Genomic DNA, 18562 nt, shown 5'->3' with positions numbered 1-18562 from the left:
GAGAACGGCGAGTGGGTCCCGGAATTACCGGGTCAGTGGGAGTCACAGTGTGGTTCCGCACATCGTGGGGGAGTGATGAGATATAAAAAGCGATGTTACCAGTCAATACAGCTTGGTTATAATTACGTACCAGATACATACATTCATGCAGCGACAGCCTCCATCTGAGGGATATCATAGCGACCGCTCAGTCGAACGAGATCCACGCCAGAAACAGTAGCCCACCGAGTTCCAGTATCGCGACAAACGTCATTGCGCGGCCGGCGACAGGTGCGGCGCTTCGCAACAAGACGGCGACCTCTGGATCAAGGACATAATAGTAGACGGACAGGCAGTTCTCGGCGAGCAACAGGAGCCCGAAGACGGTCAGTCCCAGCGCGTGCTTCGAGCGCACCGTTAGGTAGTTCCGGGCCCAGACTGATAGCAGCAGTAGCAGCACAATCATATTAAGGGCGGAGGCGACACTCGCCGCGGTCATCCAGACTGCCATCTGTGCCCCCCTATGCCGGCTCGTGGTAAAACTCCGTGCTTGCTTTCAGCCATTGTCACTCGATCTCCGCGATGATTTCCTCGATAGTGTCCCAGTACTGTTCGGTCCTGTCTGTCAGCATGTAGACTGAACCGTAGTCGCCGCCGGTGTTGTCAACGACGCCGTTGTCCAACAGCACGTCGAGGTGGTGCCGGACAGTTTTGTAGTCAAGGTTGAGGTCCTCGGCCAATTGGTTGGCATTCCGGGGCCGCCGCTTAAGCGCCGTGAGGATACGGGCTCTGTTTGGCCCCCCACGGGTCCCGGAGAGAACGTACCAGAGGACACCCTCCATCAGCGAACCTATCTCTCCGGTCACACGTATATCCTCTGGCCGAATCCATGATAGCTGCCTACGACCGAAACCGGGGCAGTCAGGCATCAGCGGAAGTGACGGAGACCGGGTCGACCCGGCCGAGCAAGGGGTAGGTAGACATCGGGAGAGAGCCGTTCCGGTCAGCTGTCATGGCCACGCAGACTGTAGTGTACCCCGGCCTATGGGAGCAAGACACCGGCGCCATCGACGTTGTCGCCGTTGATCGCGTGGATGTATCCATTCGAGGCCTCGATGTTTGTCTCGAAGATTTTGGCCTGGTCGCCGTTGAGAACAGTCCCATCGACATATACTTTCGCCCCATTCAGTGTCGGCACCTCATCGGAGGTGGTGATCGACTCGGCGTCGCGACGACCCGGAGCAACGTGGTACGTAAGGATTTCATCGAGATCGTCTCGGTTCAACAGCTCCTCCTTGCTAATACCTAAATCACTCAGCAAGTTGTCGAACGCCGCATCGGTTGGCGCAAACACTGTCAGTTGTCTGTTTCCGTCGAGCGTCTCCACAAGGTCTGCTTCATCGAGTGCCGCAACCAAAATCGTGAATCGGCCGTCATTTGAGGCAATGTCGGCAATCGTCTCGCCGTCTCTCGGCGGCGCGGCACTCACGGTACCGACGCCACCGACTGCTGTTCCAGCACCGATACTCCGTAGGACACCGCGTCTGGTCCGTTTCATGGAAACCCATGGGATTCAGAGGATTGTTGACACTTAATCAGTTTCCGAGCTGGGACCCAAATTAGACCATAGTTTCAGACCGTAAACAGATGCCCTTCGGTCGGCACGTCGAACAGGCCAATGCGTGCGCCCGCGTCCAGCCACGCGTGCCCGTACGAGAACGACGCCAGTGCGTTCACGAGGTCGTCGTCGTCTCTAAAGTGACGCCCATCTTTCAGATATGACGCCGCCATCTCCTCACAGTCCAGGGCTGCGTCGTGCATTGGCGTCCCTTCAGGAGGCGCGACTGATGCTGCGTCGAGTGCCTCCGCGAGTAGTCCTTCGTAGCGGTCAGTCTTCTCTTCGAGATCTGCGGCCATACGCCCAGCGAACGGTGGCAGCGGCCTAAGCGTGTCGTCCCGATGCGAGTTTGGCGCACGACAACACAAGCTAAATACGGCCCGGTAGTCTAACTTGGCTAATGACAGAATCGGTCGAACACCGACGACTCATCGTCGCTGGCACGGGCGCAGCGGGACTGACAGCGGCCATCTACGCCGCCAGGAGCAACAACGACCCACTCGTTCTCGAAGGCGACGAACCCGGCGGGCAGCTCACGCTGACCAGCGAAGTCGAGAACTTCCCCGGCTTCCCCGAGGGACTCTCCGGTCCGGACCTCATCAACAACATGAAAGAGCAGGCTGAGCGCTTCGGCGCTGAGCTGGAACACGGCATCGTCGCCGACATCGACGACAGCGAGCGGCCGTTCCGCGTAGAGCTGTCGAACGGCGATGTCTACACCTGCGATGCCTTCATCGCCGCCTCCGGAGCCAGCGCCCGCACGCTGGGCGTCCCCGGTGAGGACGAACTAATGGGCTACGGCGTCTCGACGTGTGCGACCTGCGACGGCGCGTTTTTCCGCGGCGAGGACATGCTCGTCGTCGGCGGCGGCGACGCGGCCATGGAGGAGGCCCACTTCCTCACGAAGTTCGCCGACACCGTCTACATCGCCCACCGCCGCGAGGAGTTCCGCGCCGAGGACTATTGGATCGACCGCGTCCAGCAGAAGGTCGACGAGGGCGAAATCGAGATCATGCGCAACACCGAACTGCTGGAAATGCACGGCTCCCCCGAGGACGGAGTCGACCACGTCACCCTCGCACGGAACGACGAGGGCCATCCGAGCGAGAAGCTCGACGACGACGGGACCGAAACCTTCGACTTCGACGTTGGTGCTGTCTTTATCGCCATCGGCCACACGCCGAACACTGACTACCTCGAAGCCACCGGCGTCGAACTGGACGATACCGGCTACATCCAGACCCACGGCGGCACCGGCGGCGACCAGACCGCCACCGACGTGGACGGTATCTTCGGTGCCGGCGACGTGGTCGACTACCACTACCAGCAGGCCGTTACCGCCGCCGGGATGGGCTGTAAAGCCGCCATCGACGCCGACGAGTACCTCGAATCACAGGCCGAGGCCGCAGCCGAGGCGGAGTCCGAAGCTACTGTAGAAGCCGACGACTAGCGCGCCTGCTTCTCCGTTCTCACATCCACAGACCCTTTAGGATAGCCCCCGGAGTCAATGGCATGGCAACCGACACTGTCACGCTGACTATCGACGACGGCGAAGAGACCGACGAACTCACAGTCCCGAGCGAACTCGTGGATATCCTCCGCGAGTCACCGGACGAGACGGACCCGCAGGTCGTCGGCGACATCGCGATGTTCGGCATGACCCAGCGGATTCACAGCGCCGTCCACCACGCACAGGGCGAGCCAGACGAGCAGATCGTCGCGCTCGAAGAGGAGACCAGCGAACTGTTCGAGGAGCGCTTCGGCCAGTCCTTCGCCGAGCTGACCGGCCACGACCACTAATTCTGCCGGCCAGTTCTCAGAACTGCCAGTGAAGCACTACGCCGTCGTCGACTCGTTCGACGCCGGCCAGCTCTGGCTCCGGGAAGTCCTCGATGAAGCCGTCGCCGTCAGCCAGCGTCGGCGCGTCCCGGCCGCCGATGACCTTTGAGCCGATGTAGACGAACAGTTCGTCGACCAGCGCCTCCTCTAACAGGCCGAAGATGAGTTCGCCGCCGCCTTCGACCATGAGCTGGTCGATCCCGTCGCCTTCTAGCTTCGCGAGCGTCGTCGTCAGATCGACTTGGTCTTGCCCGGCAGCGATGACGTACGCGCCAGCGTCTTCCATTTCCTCGATGAAGTCCGGCGGCGCGGCCTCGCTGACGAGGAGGTAGGTCTGGGCGCGGCCGTCAAGCACCGTGGCGTCCGGCGGCGTTCGGATGCGGGAATCGGCGACGACGCGTGCGGGGTTTTCCGGTTTGCCGCGGTCAGCCCGGGCGGCGCGGCGATCGGCATCGTCGACAGTCAGTGAGGGATCGTCGGCGAGAATCGTCCCGACGCCGACCATCACTGCGTCGCTGTCGGCTCGAAGCTGGTCGACGCGGTCGAAGTCGTCCGGGCCGGAGATAGCGATCTGTTCGCGGCGGCGAGAAGAGAGTTTCCCGTCGACACTCATGGCGGCGTTGACGACGACGTGCATACTCGTTCGTGCCGGCGACACGTCAAACGGCTTTTGGGTTACGCTCAGGAGGAGGTCGTTTCGGGGCGTTTCGAGAGCTTCCGGACATCGAGTTTCTTTACCGTGCCGTCGGCGGTTTGCAGCTTCAGCACCGTCTTTTTGAGTACGAGTTCCTCGACGTCAAGCGTCGTCTCCGTGCTCCAGCCCCGGAGTCTGACCATCCCTTCCTCGTCGATTTCGAGGAACGTCCGGGGTTTGCGCTGTGAGCCCATCGTCCACTCCTGATCGCCGACGGAGAGTGCCTGTCCGCCGCTTTTCGCCCAGCGGAACACGCAGGCGAACTGCTCGCGGGGTTCGTCTGCACGGTCGTGGTCGACACGGGTCCACTGCTCGAAGTCGACGCCGAAGTGGGCGGCCCACAGCTCCAGATACTCGAAATCGAACTTCTTCTTGCCGTCGTTGTTCCGACCGCTGCGCCAGATGACGTGGGCCTCAGACGGCTTCGACCCGAACATACTACCCATAGTCAGGCTCCCGTGCGACTGCCGTTATTATTTGATCTGATATCACGAATTCCGACTAGTCGAATATCTCCAATAACGGACCATTTGGCCGATTGAAACGTCCCAACACGGTCAACGCTCATATTCTGAGAGATTACAGTATCACAAATAAGAATTGTGGGCGATTTTGAACAGGTGTGAACGGTCGTGACGCGCACGGCCGGCCGAAAACGCTTTTGAGTGCTCCCGTCGAACCGTCAGTCGATGTCTCTCGAAGACCATGCCGAGGAGCTCGCCTCCGACCTCGGTGTTGACAAAGAGGAGGTCACACGCGACCTGGAGAACCTCGTGAACTACTCCGTCCCGATGGACGAGGCCAAGCAGAGCCTCAGACGGAAGTACGGCGATGGCAGTTCAAGCGGCGACAGCACGCCGTCGAGCAAGGCCATCAGCGAGGTTTCGACCGACGACTCGAACGTGACGGTCACCGCCGTGGTGCTCACGTCGGGTCGCCGGTCCATCCAGTACAACGGGGAACAGCACGTCATCCGCGAGGGCGAACTCGCCGACGAAACGGGCAAGATATCCTACACGGCCTGGGACGGCTTCTCGGGCGACCTCCAGCCCGGCCAGACCGTCCGGCTCGGCAACGCCGGCGTCCGCGAATGGGACGGCCAGCCGGAACTTAATCTGGGCGATAGCACCAATCCCGAGGTCGTCGACGAAACACTCGACATCGACTACGAGGTCGGCGGCCGCGCCGCGTTGCAGGACCTCGCACCGGGCGACCGCGGCATCACTGTCGAGGTGCAGGTGCTGGAATGCGAACAGAAGGTCATCGACGGCCGCGACGGCGAAACAACGATTCTCAGCGGCGTCGTCGGCGACGAGAGCGGCCGGCTCCCGTTCACCGACTGGGAGCCCCATGACGAAATCGAGGAAGGGGCGTCCGTGCGCCTCGACGAGACGTTCGTCCGTGAGTTCCGTGGCGCGCCATCGGTGAACGTCTCCGAGTTCTCGGCGGTGACCGCGCTGGACCGCACGGTCGATGTCGCCGAAGACGCACCCCGGTTGTCGATCCGCGAGGCCGTCGAGAGCGGCGGCCTGTTCGACGTGGAACTGGCCGGTAACGTCATCGAAGTGCGGGACGGCTCGGGCCTCATCGAGCGCTGTCCGGAGTGTGGCCGCGTCATTCAGAACGGCCAGTGTCGCTCCCACGGCGCGGTCGACGGCGAGGACGACCTGCGGACGAAGGCCATCCTCGACGACGGAACCGACACCGTCACCGCAGTGCTTGATGATAAACTCACCGCCCGCGTGTACGGTGGCGACCTCGACGACGCCCGCGAGCACGCCCGCGACGCGATGGATAAAGAAGTGGTCGCCGACCGTATCAGCGACCGTATCGTGGGCCGCGAGTACGTTGTCCGCGGGTCGCTGTCGGTCGATGAATACGGCGCGAATCTTACCGCCTCGACCTTCGCCGAGGCCGACGACGACCCCGCAACGCGTGCGCGGACCCTCCTACAGGAGGCAGACACATGAGCGAATCCGGAGACAGCGGCCCCGGCCGCCGAGAGGTCGCCCATCGGCTGTTCGCCGCGGAGTTCGACGACGCCGACTTCTCGTACTCCGAGTCCGATGAGGAACGCGCGCCGAACTACGTCGTCACGCCGACCGGCGCGCGGGTCAACCGCCTGTTCCTCGTCGGCGTCCTCACCGAACTCGAACAGGTCAACGACGACGTGTTGCGCGCTCGCGTCGTGGACCCGACCGGCCCGTTCGTCATCTACGCCGGCCAGTACCAGCCCGACGAACTGGCCTTCCTCGAAGCCGCCGACCCGCCGATGTTCGTCGCCGTTACGGGCAAGGCCCGCACCTTCCAGCCCGACGACAGCGACCGGGTGTTCACCTCGGTACGGCCCGAAAGCATCAGCGAAGTGGACGCAGACACGCGGGACCGATGGGTCATTCAGGCCGCCGAGCAGACCGTCTCGCGCATCGGGCAGATGGCCAGCGCGAAACAGGTCGGCCTGACCGGCGACGAACTCCGCCTTGCGTTGCTTGACCAGGGCATCGACGAGAGCGCCGCGGCGGGCATCACGCTCGCGCTGGACCACTACGGCACGACCGGCGACTACCTCGACGCGCTCCGAACAACGGCGCTCGACGCCGCTCGGGTCGTCGCCGGGGACACGGACGAAGCGGAAGGGCTGTCGCTGTCACCCGACGACGGGACCGACGACCCGATTCCGCTGCTGGCCTCTCTCGACCTCGACACCGACGTTTCCACGCCAGAGACAACGGCAGACGAGGCAGGCGCGGACGAGACGGCCGACAAACCGGCGACAGAATCCGGAGCCAGTGAGACGGCAACGGAGACAACAGCTGACGAACCAGTGGCTGAGACGACAGGGAGCGACATCCCTACAGACGAACCGGCAACAGAGCCGGCAACCGAGGGTGCTGGCACCGACGAGACGACGGATGTTTCGGAGCCATCGCCGTCGGCCACGGAAACCGAAGCGGCGGACACCGAGGCCGAAACTTCGACCACAGCTACGTCCGTGAGCGATCCGGAGTCGTCGTCTGAGACCGACGGCGTGGCGGGCGCCGAAACGACCGAAGCCGACGCTGACGCCACCGCCGCCGAGCCAGAAGCGGCCACGTCGACAGCCACGGACAGCGATGCAACGACGACAGACGCAGACGAGGACCTCGGCGAGTTCGATCCGGAGTTCGAACTGGACGAGGACGAGCGCGAGGAGATCGAGCAGGAGTACGGCACCGATTTCCAGACGGGTACGGAGGTCAACGAGCCCGGCGAGGCCGGTATCGAGACGCCGGACCCCGACGAGGAGATATCCGCCGAGGCGGACGCGGGCACGTCGGTAGACAGCGAGCCGGAGACGGAGCCCGCCTCCACGACAGAGTCGATTCCGGAGCCAGAACCCGAACCGGAAGAAGAGGCGGAGACAGCGCCCACGTCCGAACCCGAAACGATCGGGTCCGAGACGGAAACAGCCTCAGAACCCACCTCCGAAAGCGACCCAGTAGATGACGGCGACACAGAGCCTGCCGAGGACGTTGATCTCGAAGACGCCGCGATGGAGGTCATGGACGAACTCGACGACGGCAACGGGGCCGACCGCGAAGAACTGCTGGCGGCGGTCGTCGACCGCTACGGGGCCGACGCCGACGCGGTGGACGGCGCCATTCAGGACGCCCTGATGGGCGGTCGGTGTTACGAACCCGACGACGGCAAGCTCAAACCGATATAAGCGAACGAAGACTCACAGCCGGTTCCGGGAGCGATCCGGAACTGAGCCGCGGTGCTTTTCTCGCCCGACAGCCAAGACAGGGGCAATGCGTGTCGAACCGCTTCCCGGCTTTCCGGCGGCCACAGTCGACACCGACGGGGAGCGGTTGCTGGCGGTCGCAGACTACCACGCCGGCATCGAAGCGGGACTCAGATACGAAGGGGTCGAACTTCAGTCGGCCGCCGAGGCCCGCCGGGAACGGTTGCTGACGTGTCTCGACCGAGCCCGTGCCGACCAGTTGGTCATTATCGGTGATCTGGGCCACGCTATCGGCGACCCGTTCGCGGACGAGCGCACGGAACTCGATGCGCTGTTTGAGGCTGTCGACGTGCCCGTGACGCTGGTGAAAGGGAACCACGACGGCGGGCTGGAGCCGGTCCTGTCCGACCTCGACACCGGGATCGAGATAACGCCCGGACACGGAACCCGAATCGGTTCGGTCGGGTTCGCCCACGGCCACACCTGGCCTGCGCCGGACGTACTCGAAGCGGATGTCGTCTGTGTCGGCCACGAACACCCGGTTATCCGGCTGGAGGACAACGTCGGCGGGGCCCAGAAGGAGCGGGCCTGGCTCCGCGGCTCGCTGGTGACTGAGCCCTTTTCCGAACAGTTCGACCAACCAGTCGAGAACGCGCCGGACATCGTCGTCTTTCCGGCGTTTAACGACCGCTCCGGCGGGACGTGGGTCAACGTCGACGGCCAGGAGTTCCTTGCCCCGTTCCTGCCCGAGGGAATGGCGGACGCCGAGGCGTTCCTCCTCGATGGCACACGGTTAGGAGCCTATCAGCAGGTCTGAGCCGGCTGCCTCTACCCGCTTATCCTTCTGAGAGCGCCGCTTCGAGTTCATCGACCAGTTCAGCATTACCGAGAAACGTCGGCGTCCGGTCGTGGATGCCGTCCGGCTCGACATCAAGTAAGGACTGCGAGCCGTCACTGGAAGCCCCACCGGCTGCCTCGACAAGGTACGCAAGCGGCGCTGATTCGAAGTGGACCCGGAGTTTTCCGTTCGGATACCCCGTCGTCGCCGGATACCCGAACAGTCCGCCGTACTCGAGCACCTGCGCCAGGTCGGCGACGGTCGCACCGCCGTAGCGGAGCTTCAGGTCCCGCTCGAAGGACTGCGCGATGTCGTTGAACTCGTCAGTACGTTCGCCGGTCTTACCTGCGAGACCGACGACTGTGGCCTCCGCCGGCAGTTCGAACTGGCCCCAGCGCTCGCTGTGTCCGTCCCGGAGGAGGTGCTCTTGGACGACATCGCGGTCGGACCGGGCGATTGTCAGCGTCGTGTATGGGCCGTACAGCACCATCAGCGATGCGACCATTTTCCGGCCCGCCGCGGGCAGTTCAGCGTCGTAGACCCCGATTATCGTCCCCACGGAGTTGTTCGAGGCGAGGTTCGAGGAGCCATCGAGCGGGTCGATGGCGATGCTGTAGCCCTCGCCACAGTCGACCACGTCGCTACGTTCCTCGCTCGCGTACGCGCCGATACCGTCGATGTACGCGAGTGCGTCGAAAAACAGGTCATCGGCCCACACGTCGCCACCGACCTGTTGCTCCCCACTCGGGTTCTCGCCAGCGGCTCTGTTGGCGTAGTTCGCCAGGTTCCCGCTAACGTAGTGGGCCGTGTCCTTTACCGCCCGTTCGATCTCATCGAGCGTGTTCACAGGCCATCACCGGCCGCAGTTGCACAGGCGTCAGTCATGGTTCCACATATCCCAGGGCAACGACATAAGGCTGTACCCGTTCTCCCCCGCAACGCCCGCAGTGCTCTGGTTACCGGTGGGGGACGAGAGAATGTGACACAACGTGTTTAACCCGGTGTAGTCGCTAGAGAGGGCGATGACTGACGGGGTCGCTCGCGGCGATGACGCTTTCACTGCGCTCGGGCCGGCCGTCCGCAGTGCGCTCTCAGAGCGCGGCTTCACGACGCCGACCGATCCACAGCGAAAGGCGATTCCGACGCTGGCCGCCGGACGGGACGCGCTAGTGGTTGCCCCGACCGGAACCGGCAAAACGGAGACGGCGATGTTGCCGGTCTTCGATGCGCTGGCCGAGTCCGAGGACCGCTTTGGCATCGGCGCGCTGTACATCACGCCACTCCGGGCGCTGAACCGGGACATGCGCCAGCGGCTGGACTGGTGGGGCGAGACGCTCGGCCTCGAGGTGGACGTTCGCCACGGCGATACGACGGACTACCAGCGCCAGAAGCAGGCCAACGATCCGCCAGACGTACTCGTGACCACGCCCGAAACGCTACAGGCGATGCTCACCGGGTCGAAGCTCCGGACAGCGCTAGAGGATGTCGAGCATATCGTTATCGACGAGGTCCACGAACTCGCTGCGGCCAAGCGCGGCGCGCAGTTGACGGTCGGTCTGGAGCGACTCCGGGAACTGTCCGGGCAGTTCCAGCGAATCGGCCTCTCGGCGACCGTCGGCGACCCACACGAAGTCGGCCGGTTTCTCACTGGCGGCCGAACCTGCGCCATCGTGGAAGTGGACATCGGCAGCCGGCTAGATATCGAAGTGGTTCGGCCCCAGATTACTGACCGCGACGAGCAGCTATCAAGCACCCTCGTCACCGACGCCAGAACGGCCAGTCACGTCCGGTACATTGCCGACCTCATCGACGAACACGAGTCTGTGCTGCTGTTCGTCAACACCCGACAGACAGCGGAGGCACTGGGATCACGGTTCAAAGAACTGGGAACCGACCTCGGCGTTCACCACGGCTCGCTGTCGAAAGAGGCCCGGATCGACGTGGAGGACCGCTTCAAAGCCGGCGACCTCGATGCCCTGCTGTGTACCTCCTCGATGGAGTTGGGTATCGACGTGGGCCACGTCGACCACGTCGTCCAGTACGGCAGCCCCCGGCAGGTGTCCCGCCTCGTCCAGCGGGTCGGCCGTGCCGGCCACCGCCGGGACCTCGTTTCCTCAGGCACGGTCGTCACGACCGACACCGACGACACGCTGGAGGCGCTGGCAATTGCGAGACAGGCTGAAGGCGGCGATGTCGAACCGGCGGAAATTCACGATGGGAGCCTCGATACAGTCGCAAACCAGATCGCCGGGCTGGTGATGGACACCGGCGAAATCCGGGCGATGCGGGCCTTCGAGATACTGACCCGCGCGTACCCGTTCCGGGACCTTGACGAGGCCCAGTTCAAGCAGGTCATCGAGGAACTCGCGGCGAACAACGTCATCTGGCTGGACGAGGACCGGGACACCCTAGAGAAGCGCCGTGGGACCTGGCAGTACTTCTATCAGAACCTCTCGATGATCCCCGACGAGGCCACCTACGACGTGGAGGACGTGGCCTCGGGCCAGCAGGTCGGGACCTTAGACGAGAAGTTCGTCGTCAACTTCGCCACGCCCGGCGAGGTGTTCGTCCAGCGCGGGGAGATGTGGCGCATCACGAATATCGACGAGGAAGAAGAAGTCGTCACCGTCTCACCCATCGAAGACCCCGCCGGGGAGGTGCCGTCGTGGGTCGGGCAGGAGATTCCGGTCCCGAGAGCCGTCGCCGCGGAAGTCGGCGAACTCCGTCGCGTGGCTGGTCGGCAACTCCAAGGTGGCGCGGACACCGACGCCGTCGCCAGGGACGTGGCGACTCGCTACGCCGCCGGCCCGGAGACCGTCGCCGACGGCCTCGCACAGGTCGAGAAACACGAAGGACCGATTCCGGATGATACGACCATTCTGGTGGAGTTTCACGGCCGGGAGGTCATCGTCAACGCCTGCTACGGCCACAAGATCAACGAGACGCTGGGACGGGTCCTCTCAGCGCTGCTGGGCCAGCGAGCGGGTGAATCAGTCGCGATGGAAGTCGACCCCTACCGGATTACACTGGAGGTCCCGCGGCGAATCACCGCCGGCGACGTCATAGATGTCATTGAGGACACCGATCCCGACCACCTCCCGGCCCTGATCGAACTCAGCCTGAAAAACGCTGACGCGCTGAAATTCAAACTGGCGCAGGTGGCGACGAAGTTCGGATCGCTCAAGCGCTGGCGCGGTCGCGGGTCGACGGACTTCGGCCGTGACCGCCTGCTTGCCGCCCTCGAAGACACGCCAATGTACGACGAAGCCCTGCGCGAGGTGCGCCACGAGGATCTCGCCATTGCGGCAACGGCCGACCTCCTCCGAGACATTCAGAGCGGGGACGTGGCGCTCGAAACAGTGGGCGAGCACACACCCATCGGGACCGGCGGTAGCTCCTCCTGGCGGGAACTCCTCTCGCCGGAAAACGCCGACGCGAGCGTCATCAAGACCGTCAAGGAGCGCATCCAGAGCGACCGCGTCATCCTCATGTGTTTACACTGCAAGGAGTGGGACCGAAAGCAGCAGGTCAAGCGCGTGCGCGACCAGCCGTCGTGTCCACAGTGTGGGTCGACCCGCATCGCCGCGCTGAATCCCTGGGCCGAGGAAGTCGTCTCGGCTGTCCGGACCGACGATAAGGACGACGAACAGGAGAAGATGACCGAACGCGCCTACCGCTCGGCCTCGCTGGTCCAGAGCCACGGGAAGCGAGCAGTAGTCGCGCTGGCAGCCCGCGGTGTCGGGCCGCACAACGCCGCCCGCATCATCAACCGTCTGCGGGAGGACGAGGACGAGTTCTACCGGGACATCCTCCGGCAGGAACGGGAGTACGCACGGACGCAGTCGTTCTGGGGCTGAGGGCGGCAACGTACGCCAGCGGCCTAGCTCAATTCCCGAATTGCTTCCGCGAGCCGTGGCTCGATGGGGTCAGGATCAGGGGCGTCTATCGTGAGTTCAGTGTGTCGCTCGTCGGCGTCGGTCATCTCCGAGAGCAGTCCGGCGCTGCGGTCGACCTCCATGTACACCGTGAGCCCGTCGTCGTCGAACACTGGGACGATTTCGACCTCGTCGACCTGATCCGCGAACTCACCGCGCTGTGGTCGGAACTCGAACTCCTGAACGAAACTTGCCGACGTAGTGAACAGACTCCCGGCCGTTGCCTCACAGGCCGAGGCGTGGAGCGAGAAGCCGAGCGAGTCCAGCGCGTCGAACACCGCCTGCATTCGGTGTGTCGGTTCGACCTCGATGTAATCCTCGTCGCCGGGGTCGACCGCCATCGAGATATCGAGGCCGGTCTCGATTTCGACGGCCGTCGAGCGTGTGGTTACCGGCGTCTCCCGGGGAATATCGATGGTAGTCTCGAAACGTCGGTTTTCACCCGCTTCGATAGTGAACGGCTCGGTGAGTTGCCATTGGTCGATAATAGCATCCTTGTAGCCTTCGTCGGACTTGTACTCGGTTTCCAGCGCGAAGTAGACTGCGTCGACATCCTGATCCGTCGACCCGCCCTCAACCTGGATCTCGGCCTGGACGGATTCGCCGGCTCTGACGGTATCTGTCGGCAGAATCGTGTCTACTGTGGCAGACCCGATTCCGATTCTGGAGAGCACGTCTTTCATTGGTATTGTGCAATTCAACCGTCATATAGTATAAAGTCCAGGGAGCTACAGGGCGAACAAATCATCTGCAGGAGGACACAGACCGTTCTGCGGTTGGCGACCGATCAGCACAGCCCAGCACACGAGATCTGTCATAGTCACCGGCGACGACAACAAATGTACACGCTATCAAGAATCAGGGGCATCCTGACCAACGATGACCAGCCCTGCAGTGTTGTTATCCAGGTTAGTCAGAGAGTGAGCGCGGAACTCGTAGGACTGTCGTTGACCACTGTCGAGGCGAAGGCTAGCCGTGACAGTCGTTCGGCCAGTGCGAAGTGCGTCGTCAACCGCGTCAGTAATCGTCTCCCGTTCGTCGTCAGGAAACAGGTCGGTGATCGGCGTTCCGACGGCTGTGTCTTCGGTGCGCCCGGTAAGCTCGAGTGCGCGGCGGTTACAGTGCTTGAGGTGGCCATCGATATCGATAACGAACAGTGGGTCATCGAGCGTATCGAGCGCCTGTTGAATGACAGCCCGTTCTTCGCGTAACTCCTGCTCACGGGCGTACCGTTCGGTGATGTCGGCAAACGCGACGACGAGTTGCTCGACCTCACCGTCTCTGATTATCGGCGTGGTATTGACTTCGTGGACGACGTCGCCGACTGGATGCGTCAGTGTCACCGTGTACGAAATCGTCTCGCGCATGGCGACGCATTTCCGATACGCGCCGGCGACCGCTCTGGCGTTCTCGTATCCGAGCGCCTCCTGTGGCGTCTTACCGATGAGTTCCGACTCTGCAAGTCCCGTAAACTCCAGTACCCGTGAGTTACACCGCCGGAAACGAAACCCGTCTTGCTCGACATCGACGAGCAGGAGTCCGTTTTGTGCGTTCTCGAAAACAGCGGCATACTCCTCTTTGGTCTCGCGTAGCTGTTTTTCTGAGTGGTAGCGAGTGACGGCGTTGTTGATACGGTTGGCCAGTAGTTCGTATTGCTGGGTCCCGGATTGTTTCTGTAAGTAGTCTGTTGCGCCGGCAGAGATAGCATCGCTTGCGATCTCTTCGCTTCCTCGGCCAGTAAACAGGATGAACGGGAGTTTGGAGTGTTCCGCCCGGACGGCCTTTAAGAACTCAAGGCCGTCTCTCCCGGGCATCTCGAAGTCAGAGATAATGCAATCTGGTGAGAACTCATCGAGCAGGTGTAGCCCTTCTGTCGCGCTTGCGGCAGTCTCCACGTTGAACCGGCTGTCTTTGCGTTCGAGGAGGTCGGCAGTCAGGCTAGCAAGCCCCTTGTCGTCATCGACATGTAGAATATCAACGCCCCCCATACTCCGTAGTAGGCCCGTGATGGATTATTTCTTTCTATCACTCAAACCACAATATTCAGCTAGAAACCCACCGACGGGACAGTTATTCGGCCGGGCAGGTAGTTCTACGCTGTGGTGCAGTATTAGTGCTCCCTACAACATTATTCAACTAGTTTGACACTACCCGGGCCACTCAAACCGCTCGGCGTACAAGGGGAGATATGACCGAGTGGCGCGGCGCGTCGGACTCCACTTGCCCGGAGTGCGGCGAGTCGCTGGAGTCCACAGCGATGGCCTGTCCACACTGTGACGCGTCGCTTCTCACCGACGAACAGGCAGAAATGCTCGACGAACGCCTGACCGAGACACTGGAATCGATGGATTCCGGTGCGCCGACGTGGGCAGTCTCACTCACTGGCCTCTCGCTCGGTATCGCGATTGCGCCGCTCATGCTGTACGCCGTCGTCATCCTCGTCGGTGATCTCTCGCTTTCCGTGGCCGTCGGCGTCCTGCTGGCCGGCTGGCTCGGCCCAGCCGCGTATCTCTCACAGCTCCGGAACCCCAGCGAGGTGCTGGCCCGCGGGCTGTACCTCGTCGTCGCCGGCGTGGCAGTCGTCGTACTTGTCGTCGGCTACGAAGTTCTCCTGTCAGATGGTCCATCAGTCGTCTCCGAGCAGACCGCGCTCGTGTCACTTGGTCTGGCGATTCCGGCAGCGCTTGGAGCGCTCATCGCACGCCGTGCGGCCCGGCGGGCTGACCGGCAGGCCCGCGGGGAGCCGGGGCCGCTCCACGAGCGTTTCGGTATCGACGACGACGAGCCCGACAACTGAAAACGCCTAAGCGGGCCGCCGTTCTCCACCCGTCCATGCGACTGGAGGAGTACTGGGGCATCGGCCCGAAGACGTCCGAACTGCTCACCGAGGAGCTGGGCGTCGAGCGGGCCATCGCGGCCATCGAGTCGGCGGATACACGAGCGCTAACCACGGCCGGCCTCTCCCGGGGGCGAGCGACGCGCATCCTCCGGCGGGCGACCGGCGCCGAGTCGATGGACCTGCTCGCCACCAGAGATACCCGCGACGTGTACAAAGAACTGCTCGACCTCGCTGATGAGTACGCGGTCACGGCGGACGCAGCCGATAGCATCCGGGTGCTGACGCCACTGCCGACCCGCGAGGCGATGGACGAGCGGCTGGACGACGTGCTCGAAGCGCGGGACACGTGGGCCGACCTCTCCGACGCGGACCAGCGGGCCGTCCTCGGTGCGTTCGACGAGTACGATGCGGACGGCGGCGAACTGGCCGCAGTTGACGTGGCGCTCGCTCTCCGCGACACCGGCATTGAAAGCGGCGTGTTCGAGCCGCTAGCGGCCATCGACGGGGAGTCACTGTCGGCTGGCCGGGCAGCACTCGCTGGCCTCGCGGGCGACGGCGACGCTGTCGGCGAAGGGGCTGACGACGAGCTCGACCGTCTGCGCGATCAACTCGGGCAAATCGAGGACCTCGCGGCGGCATCGATGGAGGTTGTCGAAGCTGTGCAGGAGGGCGCACGGCGACCCGACGAGTTTCAGGACGCGCTCGTCCGGCACGTCACGAGCGAGACCGGCATCGACGCCGCACGAATCCGCGACGCGATGCCTCGGGAGGCGACCGACGCACGGGACTTCGTCGACGTGGCGCTCCGGGAACTCCGGACCACACTCCGAAGCGACGTGCAAGAGCGCGAGCGGGCGGTCGCCGACCGACTGGAAGACGACCTCGCCGATGCGCGTGCGGACATCGACGCTGCAGTCGAAGCGGTTGACGACATCGCCTTCTCCGTCTCACTCGCCCGATTTGCTATCGCATTCGATTTGACGCGCCCCACCTTCGTCGAGGATCGCAAGACAATCGCAGTCAAACGCGCGCGGAACCTCACCATCGCCGACGTAGAGAGCGTCCAGCCGATCACCTACGCTATCGGCGACCACACGCTGGACCTGGACCGGGCGAACCAGCCACCCAGCGGCGACCGAGTGGCTGTCCTGACCGGCGCGAACTCCGGTGGGAAGACGACCCTGCTGGAGACACTGTGTCAGGTGCAACTGCTGGCCCAGATGGGGCTGCCGGTCCCCGCCGAAGCCGCAGAGGTGGGCATCGTCGACACTGTCGTGTTCCACCGGCGGCACGCGTCGTTCAACGCCGGCGTCCTCGAATCGACGCTGCGGTCGGTCGTGCCGCCGCTGACCGAGAGCGACCGGACGCTGATGCTCGTCGATGAGTTCGAGGCCATCACTGAACCCGGCTCCGCCGCCGACCTCCTCCACGGGCTCGTGACGCTGACTGTCGACCGCGACGCGCTTGGCGTGTTCGTCACCCACCTCGCAGACGACCTTGAACCGCTGCCCACGGAGGCTCGCGTCGACGGCATCTTCGCTGAAGGGCTGAATCAGGACCTCGACTTGCAGGTCGACTATCAGCCCCGCTTTGGCACCGTCGGGAAGTCCACGCCGGAGTTCATCGTCTCCCGACTGGTCGCAAACGCCGCCGACCCCGTCGAGCGCAGCGGGTTCGAGACGCTCGCTACAGCCGTCGGCGAGGAAGCGGTCCAGCGGACGCTCTCGGACGCGCTCTGGACCGACGAGTAGCGTCCCGGAGTTACGACAACGAACTGGCGACGGCCCGCTCTTCCCCTTCGACCGCCTCTGCGACGTTGGCCAGAAGCCGCCGCACTTCTCGGCGATTGTACCATCTGATGCCCGGCGCGAAGAGGAACTCCGGGAGCGGCCCCGGAACTTCATAGTCGGCCGCGTACGTGAGCCGTGTGCCGCCGTCCTCGGGTTCGAACCGCCAGGCGATCCGCCCCGTCAGGTCGCCGTCCATGTTGTAGACGATTCGCTCGGGCGGCTCGTACGTCGATGCTCGGACCTCGCCAGTAAAAGTGAGTCCGAACATCCTGTACTCGTAGGCGGCGCGGTTGCCGCTGTTCGGCAGGCGTTCGATGCGCTCGGCACGGGTCAGGCTCGGCGTGACGGCCGCCTGGTTCGACGGCTCGTCCATGAACGCGAACACCGTCTCGACTGGCGCATCGAGCCACCGGTCGTCGGACGTATGGACGGTCATGCCTCGTGCTTCGCGCTCCAGTATCTTACAGGCTCGGCCACACGGTGACGGCAGACCAATCCGGGATCAGGAACGACTGCGACCGGTCTCGGCGGCTACAGCCGCCGAGTGCGGCGTGACTGTGCTTTGTTCTTCGAATCGCGTCGCCGCCTACTGATGACAGCGGCGAGGTAGATCCTGTGCATACGTGTGGACTTCCCGGCAGGACTCGAACCTGCACCGGGCGAAGGCCCGGATCCGTCTGGAATGTTCGGGAAGATATGTGGATGCTTGAGGGGCGTCGCTTACGCGTCACCGGTCACATCGACGCGGTTGACCGCCATCACGCCGAACCCCTCTTGGAGGAGTTCGCTTCGGCCATCCGCGGTGTTCCGGTCGTCGTCGGCCTGGAGCGTGAGCGACACGTCGGCGTCGACCCGGATGTCGGTCCAGGTGGGACGCACGCTTGTCACGCGGTCGACCGCCACGTCTTCGACGCCGTCGACGGCCGCGAGGACGCCGGCGACACCGGCTTCGAGGGTCTCGGACCCGCCACGCGGAACGCGCAGTGATACGTCGGCCGATACCTCGGTCGGGGGGGTCGCCTGCAGCGACATAACGTCGACGGCCGGAGTCGAACCGGGCCGCGAGGGCACTCACCAATCGAGTCACGTCGGTCGGGGACTGCGCGGATGGCGGGCACGTACGTCCGGCCGGGAGCGGCCGGTCAGGGATTCCCACACCGGGACGATGGAGAACCCGAGGGCTGGACAGCGAGAGAGCGACACGATACGGTACAGGCTCAGGGGCGAGCGGCGACACGTCGACAGACTACACTAGGCGGTGTAGCCTATCAGGCGGAGCAGCCAAGCGGTAGGCAGAGCCCCGCCG

The 18562-nt window shown here is 63.7% G+C and carries 19 protein-coding genes; 8 read left to right on the top strand and 11 right to left on the bottom strand.

All coding sequences use genetic code 11. The features are described 5' to 3' along the window. Positions 1-187: 187 nt before the first annotated feature. The 4 genes from C443_RS04050 to C443_RS04035 form a co-directional block, all read right to left on the bottom strand. Positions 188-490, bottom strand: coding sequence for a hypothetical protein (locus tag C443_RS04050; RefSeq protein ID WP_005534112.1), 303 nt, complete (start codon positions 488-490; stop codon positions 188-190). A gap of 55 nt (positions 491-545) precedes the next feature. Next, positions 546-821, bottom strand: coding sequence for a winged helix-turn-helix domain-containing protein (locus C443_RS04045; RefSeq protein WP_005534111.1), 276 nt, complete (start codon positions 819-821; stop codon positions 546-548). A 200-nt stretch (positions 822-1021) separates the two neighbouring features. Beyond that, a complete protein-coding gene (locus C443_RS04040) occupies positions 1022-1537 on the bottom strand; it encodes a fasciclin domain-containing protein (protein WP_005534109.1) in 516 nt (171 codons plus the stop codon). Positions 1538-1611: 74 nt separating this feature from the next. Beyond that, positions 1612-1896: a DUF357 domain-containing protein gene (locus C443_RS04035; RefSeq protein ID WP_004592490.1), complete on the bottom strand. Its 285-nt coding sequence runs from the start codon at positions 1894-1896 to the stop codon at positions 1612-1614. A 101-nt stretch (positions 1897-1997) separates the two neighbouring features. On the opposite strand from C443_RS04035, the gene C443_RS04030 reads away from it, so the two are divergent. Further along, entirely contained in the window at positions 1998-3047 is a 1050-nt protein-coding gene (locus tag C443_RS04030) for an NAD(P)/FAD-dependent oxidoreductase (protein ID WP_005534107.1), read from the top strand. A 62-nt stretch (positions 3048-3109) separates the two neighbouring features. Beyond that, positions 3110-3397: a DUF7545 family protein gene (locus C443_RS04025; protein ID WP_004592488.1), complete on the top strand. Its 288-nt coding sequence runs from the start codon at positions 3110-3112 to the stop codon at positions 3395-3397. Positions 3398-3413: 16 nt separating this feature from the next. Here C443_RS04025 and C443_RS04020 read toward each other — a convergent pair whose 3' ends face one another. Both C443_RS04020 and C443_RS04015 read right to left on the bottom strand, forming a co-directional pair. After that, entirely contained in the window at positions 3414-4073 is a 660-nt protein-coding gene (locus C443_RS04020; RefSeq protein WP_005534104.1) for a 2,5-diamino-6-(ribosylamino)-4(3H)-pyrimidinone 5'-phosphate reductase, read from the bottom strand. A gap of 44 nt (positions 4074-4117) precedes the next feature. After that, positions 4118-4576, bottom strand: a complete 459-nt coding sequence (locus C443_RS04015) for a hypothetical protein (protein WP_005534103.1) — start codon at positions 4574-4576, stop codon at positions 4118-4120. A gap of 243 nt (positions 4577-4819) precedes the next feature. Between C443_RS04015 and C443_RS04010 the strand changes: the two genes are divergently transcribed. The 3 genes from C443_RS04010 to C443_RS04000 all read left to right on the top strand — a co-directional run bounded on the left by C443_RS04010 (position 4820) and on the right by C443_RS04000 (position 8671). Further along, positions 4820-6100 (top strand): Single-stranded DNA binding protein, encoded by a 1281-nt coding sequence (locus C443_RS04010; RefSeq protein WP_005534101.1) that lies wholly within the window; start codon positions 4820-4822, stop codon positions 6098-6100. Then, positions 6097-7836: a hypothetical protein gene (locus C443_RS04005; protein WP_005534099.1), complete on the top strand. Its 1740-nt coding sequence runs from the start codon at positions 6097-6099 to the stop codon at positions 7834-7836. The genes C443_RS04010 and C443_RS04005 overlap by 4 nt, the downstream gene beginning before the upstream one ends. Positions 7837-7921: 85 nt before the next feature. Beyond that, positions 7922-8671 carry a metallophosphoesterase gene (locus C443_RS04000; RefSeq protein ID WP_005534098.1) on the top strand — a complete coding sequence of 250 codons (750 nt, stop codon included), beginning with the start codon at positions 7922-7924 and terminating at the stop codon, positions 8669-8671. A 19-nt stretch (positions 8672-8690) separates the two neighbouring features. Here the strand turns inward: C443_RS04000 and C443_RS03995 are convergent, their stop codons facing one another. Beyond that, positions 8691-9539 (bottom strand): class 1 fructose-bisphosphatase, encoded by an 849-nt coding sequence (locus C443_RS03995; RefSeq protein ID WP_005534097.1) that lies wholly within the window; start codon positions 9537-9539, stop codon positions 8691-8693. Positions 9540-9714: 175 nt separating this feature from the next. Between C443_RS03995 and C443_RS03990 the strand changes: the two genes are divergently transcribed. Then, positions 9715-12549, top strand: coding sequence for a DEAD/DEAH box helicase (locus C443_RS03990; protein WP_005534096.1), 2835 nt, complete (start codon positions 9715-9717; stop codon positions 12547-12549). A gap of 23 nt (positions 12550-12572) precedes the next feature. On the opposite strand, the gene C443_RS03985 is transcribed toward C443_RS03990, so the two are convergent. Next, on the bottom strand, positions 12573-13310 hold the full coding sequence (locus C443_RS03985; RefSeq protein ID WP_005534095.1) for a sporulation protein: 738 nt from the start codon (positions 13308-13310) through the stop codon (positions 12573-12575). A 168-nt stretch (positions 13311-13478) separates the two neighbouring features. Continuing rightward, on the bottom strand, positions 13479-14615 hold the full coding sequence (locus C443_RS03980; RefSeq protein WP_005534094.1) for a PAS domain-containing response regulator: 1137 nt from the start codon (positions 14613-14615) through the stop codon (positions 13479-13481). Positions 14616-14815: 200 nt separating this feature from the next. On the opposite strand from C443_RS03980, the gene C443_RS03975 reads away from it, so the two are divergent. Both C443_RS03975 and C443_RS03970 read left to right on the top strand, forming a co-directional pair. Next, entirely contained in the window at positions 14816-15424 is a 609-nt protein-coding gene (locus C443_RS03975; RefSeq protein WP_049943891.1) for a zinc ribbon domain-containing protein, read from the top strand. A 35-nt stretch (positions 15425-15459) separates the two neighbouring features. Then, a complete protein-coding gene (locus C443_RS03970; protein WP_005534090.1) occupies positions 15460-17217 on the top strand; it encodes a MutS-related protein in 1758 nt (585 codons plus the stop codon). Positions 17218-17227: 10 nt separating this feature from the next. Here C443_RS03970 and C443_RS03965 read toward each other — a convergent pair whose 3' ends face one another. Both C443_RS03965 and C443_RS03960 read right to left on the bottom strand, forming a co-directional pair. After that, entirely contained in the window at positions 17228-17692 is a 465-nt protein-coding gene (locus tag C443_RS03965) for an SRPBCC family protein (protein ID WP_005534089.1), read from the bottom strand. 284 nt (positions 17693-17976) lie between these two features. Beyond that, entirely contained in the window at positions 17977-18288 is a 312-nt protein-coding gene (locus tag C443_RS03960; RefSeq protein WP_005534087.1) for a hypothetical protein, read from the bottom strand. Positions 18289-18562: the final 274 nt, after the last annotated feature.

It is taken from the genome of Haloarcula argentinensis DSM 12282 (assembly GCA_000336895.1).
Lineage (GTDB): Archaea > Halobacteriota > Halobacteria > Halobacteriales > Haloarculaceae > Haloarcula > Haloarcula argentinensis.
This window is presented reverse-complemented; position numbering and strand designations above follow the sequence as displayed.

Coding starts and splice junctions, on each gene's coding strand:
- C443_RS03980 (WP_005534094.1), bottom strand. CDS start 14,615: ATGGGGGGCGTTGATATTCTACATGTCGATGACGACAAGGGGCTTGCT.
- C443_RS03960 (WP_005534087.1), bottom strand. CDS start 18,288: ATGTCGCTGCAGGCGACCCCCCCGACCGAGGTATCGGCCGACGTATCA.
- C443_RS04010 (WP_005534101.1), top strand. CDS start 4,820: ATGTCTCTCGAAGACCATGCCGAGGAGCTCGCCTCCGACCTCGGTGTT.
- C443_RS04015 (WP_005534103.1), bottom strand. CDS start 4,576: ATGGGTAGTATGTTCGGGTCGAAGCCGTCTGAGGCCCACGTCATCTGG.
- C443_RS04035 (WP_004592490.1), bottom strand. CDS start 1,896: ATGGCCGCAGATCTCGAAGAGAAGACTGACCGCTACGAAGGACTACTC.
- C443_RS03965 (WP_005534089.1), bottom strand. CDS start 17,692: ATGACCGTCCATACGTCCGACGACCGGTGGCTCGATGCGCCAGTCGAG.
- C443_RS03990 (WP_005534096.1), top strand. CDS start 9,715: ATGACTGACGGGGTCGCTCGCGGCGATGACGCTTTCACTGCGCTCGGG.
- C443_RS03985 (WP_005534095.1), bottom strand. CDS start 13,310: ATGAAAGACGTGCTCTCCAGAATCGGAATCGGGTCTGCCACAGTAGAC.
- C443_RS04020 (WP_005534104.1), bottom strand. CDS start 4,073: ATGCACGTCGTCGTCAACGCCGCCATGAGTGTCGACGGGAAACTCTCT.
- C443_RS04025 (WP_004592488.1), top strand. CDS start 3,110: ATGGCAACCGACACTGTCACGCTGACTATCGACGACGGCGAAGAGACC.
- C443_RS04005 (WP_005534099.1), top strand. CDS start 6,097: ATGAGCGAATCCGGAGACAGCGGCCCCGGCCGCCGAGAGGTCGCCCAT.
- C443_RS04030 (WP_005534107.1), top strand. CDS start 1,998: ATGACAGAATCGGTCGAACACCGACGACTCATCGTCGCTGGCACGGGC.
- C443_RS04045 (WP_005534111.1), bottom strand. CDS start 821: ATGGAGGGTGTCCTCTGGTACGTTCTCTCCGGGACCCGTGGGGGGCCA.
- C443_RS03975 (WP_049943891.1), top strand. CDS start 14,816: ATGACCGAGTGGCGCGGCGCGTCGGACTCCACTTGCCCGGAGTGCGGC.
- C443_RS04040 (WP_005534109.1), bottom strand. CDS start 1,537: ATGAAACGGACCAGACGCGGTGTCCTACGGAGTATCGGTGCTGGAACA.
- C443_RS04000 (WP_005534098.1), top strand. CDS start 7,922: ATGCGTGTCGAACCGCTTCCCGGCTTTCCGGCGGCCACAGTCGACACC.
- C443_RS04050 (WP_005534112.1), bottom strand. CDS start 490: ATGGCAGTCTGGATGACCGCGGCGAGTGTCGCCTCCGCCCTTAATATG.
- C443_RS03970 (WP_005534090.1), top strand. CDS start 15,460: ATGCGACTGGAGGAGTACTGGGGCATCGGCCCGAAGACGTCCGAACTG.